Raw genomic sequence first — 5,464 nt, 5'->3', positions numbered from 1 at the left:
CCAGCCGCCGTATTCCTGCGCGAGATCACCGATAAGGATGTTCTCGAAGTCGTAGATTCGCTGGAAAAAGAGTAGTTTCCACTGCTAGACAACTTATTTAGAATTGCGCGAGGTTTCATGGACTTTACGGATACGGCGCTCAACGTCGAATCGGTCATCACTAGCGGTCCTTTCGCCCTAGGTTTTCTCCTCGCTATGGCCGCTGGCTTGGTCAGCTTTGCCAGCCCGTGCGTGGTCCCGCTCGTTCCCGGCTATATCTCTTACCTGGCCAGTGTGGTTGGCGGTGAGGTTAGTTATGACGCGGAGTTTGGCGTCGGCGTCGGCAAGCGCAAGCAATGGGCTGTAGTACTTGCCGCGGCGCTGTTTGTGCTGGGCTTTACCGTGGTCTTTGTGCTGGCGACGGTCTCTGTGTTTGGTGCGATTTCCGCGCTGACGCTCAACGCTGATGTGCTCATGCGGATAGGCGGCATCATCACCATCCTCATGGGCGTTGTGTTCATGGGCGTGGTGCCGGTGCTGCAAAAGGACACCCGCATGGCGCCGCGGCGCTGGACCACGTGGTTGGGTGCGCCGCTGCTTGGTGGCGTCTTTGCTCTTGGTTGGACGCCGTGTCTGGGGCCTACGCTCGGGGCGATTATCTCTGTCTCCGTTGGCACTGAAGGCATGACCGCAGTGCGCGGAACCTTCCTTATCATCGGCTATTGCTTGGGTCTGGGGCTGCCTTTCCTGCTCGTTGCGCTGGGCTCAGCCCGTGCCATGCGCACTATCTCTTGGATGCGGCAACACTCTCGCACCATCCAGATCATCGGTGGTATCGCCATGATTCTGGTGGGCCTCGCATTGGCTACCGGCTTGTGGGGCAACTTCATCAGCTTCATCCGCCAGTGGACGTTTGAATACGGCGCGACCCTAATTTAAGAGGATAAGAAGGCATATGAAACTTATCGTTCGCTATCTGCGCAAGGCATGGCATTGGCTGACCAGCATGCGCACGGCACTGGCATTGCTGTTCCTGCTCGCCCTGGCTGCGATCCCGGGCTCCCTGCTTCCACAGCGCGATCTCAACGAGGCTAACGTCAAGGACTTCATCAGCTCCCACGGCAAGGTTGCGGAAATCTACGACAAACTGCAGCTTTTCGACGTCTTTTCTTCCATCTGGTTCCAGGCCATCTTCATGCTGCTGATGGTCTCCCTCGTGGGCTGCATCATCCCGCGTTCTTGGGAGCACTACAAAGCCTGGAAGACCCCGCCTACCCGTGCTCCGAAGTACCTGGAAAAGATGCCGCTTCACGCCGAAGGTCATTCTGAGCATTCGCCGGAGGAAATCAAAGCTCGAGTAACCAAGCTGCTGAAGAAGTGGCGCGTTGCTGAATCAGGTCCGGAAGAAGACCGTCAGGGGCTGCAGTCTTTCTCCGCTGAGCGCGGCTATGCCCGCGAGCTGTGCAACCTGATTTTCCATATTGCCTTGGTGGCCATCTTGGTCACCGTTGCCGCCGGCCGCCTGTCTAACTACGAGGGCCAAGTCATCGTGGTCACCGAGTCCGGTTCCCAGGATAGGGAGACCAAACTGGATCAGTCCACCGAGTTCTGCAATACCTCGACCTCGAACTATGATTCCTTCCGCGCTGGCTCGCTTTTCGACGGCACGGGCCTGCACCCGTTCTGCTTCGTAGCCCACGACTTCACTGCGGATTACCTGGATAACGGCCAGGCGGAGATGTTCACTTCGAACGTTTCTTATGCGGAAGGCGATGACATCTACTCCGATCCTTCTAGCTGGAAGGATTATGAGCTCAGCGTCAACCACCCGCTGCGCCTTTCCCATAACCGCGTCTACCTGCAGGGCCACGGCTACGCGCCGACCGTGACGGTGGAGTGGCCAAACGGCGAGAAGCGTACCCAGACCATCCAGTTCCGCCCCGATGACATGGTTCGCTTCCTTTCTTCTGGCGTCATGCGTTTCGACCCGCCGGCTGGCATGTACCCGGATCTCTTTGAGCGTCGCCAGAATCAGCTCGCCATCCAGGGCCTTTTCGCGCCGAGCGCACAGTGGTCCGGGGAGAACGGTCAGCTGCTGACCTCCGCGTACCCAGGGCTTACCGATCCGGCGCTGGCCATTGACATCTATCGCGGCGATGCCGGCCTCGATACCGGTACCGCCCAGTCCATCTTCGATCTGGATTCCTCCTTGGTGCACTCGGGCCAGCTGCAGAAGATTGACCGCGTGAATCTCTCGCAGAACGAATCCGTGACGCTGGACGATGGCACGAAGGTCACCTTCAACGGTGCCTCCCAGTACGCGAATTACCAGATTTCTTATGACCCATTCCAAAAGTGGGTCTTGGTCTCGGCCCTTTTGATGCTCGTCTCCTTGGTCGGTTCGCTAGTTATCAAGCGCCGCCGCGTGTGGGTGCGCATTAGCCCGGCCGCGGATGGAGGAACCGACATCCAGATGGCGGGTCTTGCCCGCACCGACCGCGCCGGTTGGTCCGAGGAGTTCTACGCGCTCTATCGCGAGCTTTTGGAACTGCCTGACCCGGACGAAGTAGAAGAGGACGAGATATGGGTAGATGATTAATTCATCCGACTAAAGTTTGATTTCGCCTGCATGCGGGAGTATCGTATGCAGGTACTATTTGGAGCAAAGCGCAAGGTTTTCAATGCTGATCGATCAGAATCTGTCGAATTTTTCCGACATCGCCGTCCAAACGGCCTTCGTTATCTACGCCATCGCGCTGTTTATCTCGCTGGCGTACTACGGCCGCATGCAGTCGGTCATCGATGCCCGCCGCGCAGCTGCAGCAGATCGCGCGCAGTCCAAGCAAAAGGTAGCGGCAGGCGGCAGCCCCTACGCACCAGGCGCTGATGACGCTGCGCTTGCCGACGCCGCCGTCGCCGACACCACCCCAGTCAAAGACCCCAGCGTCCTCGAGGAAAAGGCTGAAAAGCTCGGCGGCATGACGCAGATGCTGCTGTGGCTGGGCATTGTGCTCCACGTCGTGGCAATCGTGCTGCGTGGCCTAGCCACGCACCGCTTCCCGTTTGGCAACCTGTATGAGTATGTGCTGATGGTGACCGCTGGCGTGCTCATCGTGTCCAGCATCGCGATGCAGCGCAAGGAATGGCGCACGATGTGGCCGTGGATCCTCACTCCGATTCTGGCGCTGATGTTCTACGGTTCCACCAAGCTGTATGCGGAATCCGCTCCGGTTGTCCCGGCGCTGCAGTCGCACTGGCTGCCAATCCACGTCACTGTGGTTTCCCTGGGTGCTTCCATCAGCGTGGTTTCCGGTATCGCGTCTTTGCTGACTATGTTGCGTGTCTGGCAGCCGAAGGGCGCTGAGCGTGGTTTCGCTGGTGTCGTGGGCAAGCCGCTGCCTTCGGCGAAGAAGCTGGATCAGCTTGCTTACCGCCTCGGCATCATCGCACTGCCGACCCTGGGCCTGGGTATCGTCCTCGGCGCTATCTGGGCGGAATCCGCATGGGGCCGCTTCTGGGGTTGGGACCCGAAGGAGACCGTCTCCTTCGCTACCTGGATTCTTTATGCGGCTTACCTCCACGCTCGTGCGACGCCGTCCTGGCGCAAGTTCTCGCCGTGGATCAACATTGCCGCGACCTCCTTGATGGTCTTCAACCTGTTCTTCATCAACATGGTTGTTTCCGGTTTGCACTCTTACGCGGGGTTGAACTAGTGCCTGATACGCATAAGCCAAGAAATAAGCAGGGAAAGCCAGCAGGCGATAACCCGCAGCTGCTCGCCATCGGCGCGGAGTTCGCAGCTCGCCGTCGCGAGCTGGGCATCCTGCAGCAGCAACTGGCCGATGCCGCGGGCGTTTCCCGCTCCACTTTGCACACCATCGAGCATGGCGGTAGTGGTGTGCGCTGGGAGAAGGTCACCGCGGTCGCGGAGGCCCTTGGCCTTGAGATGAGCTTCCAGCCGCGCGCTTAGCGGCGTAGCTTTCCATCACTTTCTTCATGGTCCCATTGCTTGGGTCCCTTTGTGGGGCAATGGGACCATGAAGCGCGTTTTCAGGGTTGCTGATACTCGTAAAGCTACCCGTAGAGAGGGACCTTTAGAGGGAGACCATTCCGTGCCGGCGCGGAGAATGCACCCTACTTCTCGTCCGTTTCGTCGCGCGGGGGCTCGTCGCGGTGGCTCTCGCGGCGCTGTTGACGGCGGCGCTCCTCGGCTTCCCGCTCGGCCTGCAACTCGCGGGCGCGGCGCTCCTTGAAGCGCTCCTTCTCGAGGTTCCACAGGAACTCTTCATCGTCGTCTGGGCCCTTGATGGCTGGGCGCTGCTGCGTTGTTTGCGGCTTCTTCCAGCTGGAAGGGCCAAAAGCCTTCCAGACCAGTACGGCGGCAAGAACAACTAAGACAAGCAAAATCAAACGACCCATGCGTTATATCCTACGGAATCGAAAGCGTAGACTTTAGCCCCATGACTGATACTTCTTCTGCACATAATCCGGAGCCGCCGGCACCCGATCCCGAGCTGCGCCGCCGCTCCCGCGCCGCGCTTTGGAAGTACGGCTTGGCCCGCCTGGTGCTTTTTATCCTGCTCACGGTGGTCATCGAGCTCATCGCCATCCTGGCAGGTTTCCCCATTCCAGTACTGCTCGCAGCGCTGCTTGCCCTATTCGTGGCGCTGCCGCTGTCGATGCTCGTGTTTAAGAAATGGCGCGTAGAAGCCACCGAGACCTTGGCTGAGTATTCCGCTCAGCGCAAGGCTCATAAGGCCTGGGTCCAGGCTGAGCTAGCCGGCCGTTAATCCCTTAAACAAGAAAAAGCGCAATCGCGCTGACCAGCGCCCACACCAGCATTGCGCGGCCAGTGATGCCGAGCACCGGGATGAGCTGGGGGCCGCGGGCGCCGCGGTTGACGGTGCGCACCGCCTGTAGTGCGAACGGGAAGTAGACCAACGCCGCGAGCGCCAGCCAGGAATCGAATGCGATGACAATGGTCAGCAGAACCGGGATGAGCAGCAGCCACATGAACAGGTTGCGTGACTTTTTATCGCCCAAGCGCACGGCCAAGGTAATCTTGCCGGCCTCAGTGTCGGAGGGAATGTCACGAATATTGTTCGCCAAGTTCACCGCAGAGCTCATTCCACCAATACCCACTGCGAGCGCAAGGCCCGTCAGCGTGATATGGCCTGCCTGTGTGAACTGGGTACCCAGTACCGCCACCAATCCGAAGAAGATGAAGATAGCGACCTCACCGAGGCCACGGTAACCGTATGGATTCTTGCCACCGGTATAAAACCATGCGCCGGCAATACAAAGCGCGCCTACCAAGATGAACCACGCGGCGTTCGCTACCAAAGACAACGCAATGCCAGCCACGGCAGCAACTGCGAACGAAGCAAAGGCTGCGTACTTCACGTGCTGCGGCTTCGCCAGCCCACCGCCGGTAAGGCGCTGCGGGCCGGTGCGGTCGTCGTCGGTGCCGCGGATGCCGTCGGAG

General features: G+C 59.4%; 7 protein-coding genes. 5 read left to right on the top strand and 2 right to left on the bottom strand.

Annotated elements, in window-relative coordinates; translation table 11 throughout:
• Positions 1–117: 117 nt before the first annotated feature.
• The 4 genes from HMPREF2724_RS11700 to HMPREF2724_RS11685 all read left to right on the top strand — a co-directional run bounded on the left by HMPREF2724_RS11700 (position 118) and on the right by HMPREF2724_RS11685 (position 3,949).
• Positions 118–918: a cytochrome c biogenesis CcdA family protein gene (locus HMPREF2724_RS11700; protein WP_062042377.1), complete on the top strand. Its 801-nt coding sequence runs from the start codon at positions 118–120 to the stop codon at positions 916–918.
• A gap of 16 nt (positions 919–934) precedes the next feature.
• Entirely contained in the window at positions 935–2,578 is a 1,644-nt protein-coding gene (locus HMPREF2724_RS11695; RefSeq protein WP_070588664.1) for a cytochrome c biogenesis protein ResB, read from the top strand.
• An 82-nt stretch (positions 2,579–2,660) separates the two neighbouring features.
• Entirely contained in the window at positions 2,661–3,692 is a 1,032-nt protein-coding gene (gene ccsB, locus HMPREF2724_RS11690; protein ID WP_070588661.1) for a c-type cytochrome biogenesis protein CcsB, read from the top strand.
• Positions 3,692–3,949: a helix-turn-helix domain-containing protein gene (locus tag HMPREF2724_RS11685; protein ID WP_061920405.1), complete on the top strand. Its 258-nt coding sequence runs from the start codon at positions 3,692–3,694 to the stop codon at positions 3,947–3,949. Before ccsB ends, HMPREF2724_RS11685 begins: the two co-directional genes overlap by 1 nt.
• A gap of 164 nt (positions 3,950–4,113) precedes the next feature.
• Here HMPREF2724_RS11685 and HMPREF2724_RS11680 read toward each other — a convergent pair whose 3' ends face one another.
• Complete coding sequence (locus tag HMPREF2724_RS11680; protein WP_062035976.1) at positions 4,114–4,398, bottom strand: hypothetical protein; 285 nt, start codon at positions 4,396–4,398, stop codon at positions 4,114–4,116.
• A gap of 41 nt (positions 4,399–4,439) precedes the next feature.
• Between HMPREF2724_RS11680 and HMPREF2724_RS11675 the strand changes: the two genes are divergently transcribed.
• Positions 4,440–4,769 carry a DUF4229 domain-containing protein gene (locus HMPREF2724_RS11675; protein ID WP_061920409.1) on the top strand — a complete coding sequence of 110 codons (330 nt, stop codon included), beginning with the start codon at positions 4,440–4,442 and terminating at the stop codon, positions 4,767–4,769.
• 4 nt (positions 4,770–4,773) lie between these two features.
• Here HMPREF2724_RS11675 and HMPREF2724_RS11670 read toward each other — a convergent pair.
• Positions 4,774–5,464 (bottom strand): 1,4-dihydroxy-2-naphthoate polyprenyltransferase (locus tag HMPREF2724_RS11670; protein WP_070588659.1); only part of this gene is annotated, 691 nt, incomplete at its 5' end.

The sequence above is a fragment of the Corynebacterium sp. HMSC071F07 genome (assembly GCF_001810285.1).
GTDB classification, from domain to species: Bacteria; Actinomycetota; Actinomycetes; order Mycobacteriales; family Mycobacteriaceae; genus Corynebacterium; species Corynebacterium simulans.
Note: the sequence above shows the minus strand (reverse complement) of the source record. Positions and strands in the feature narration are given on the sequence as shown.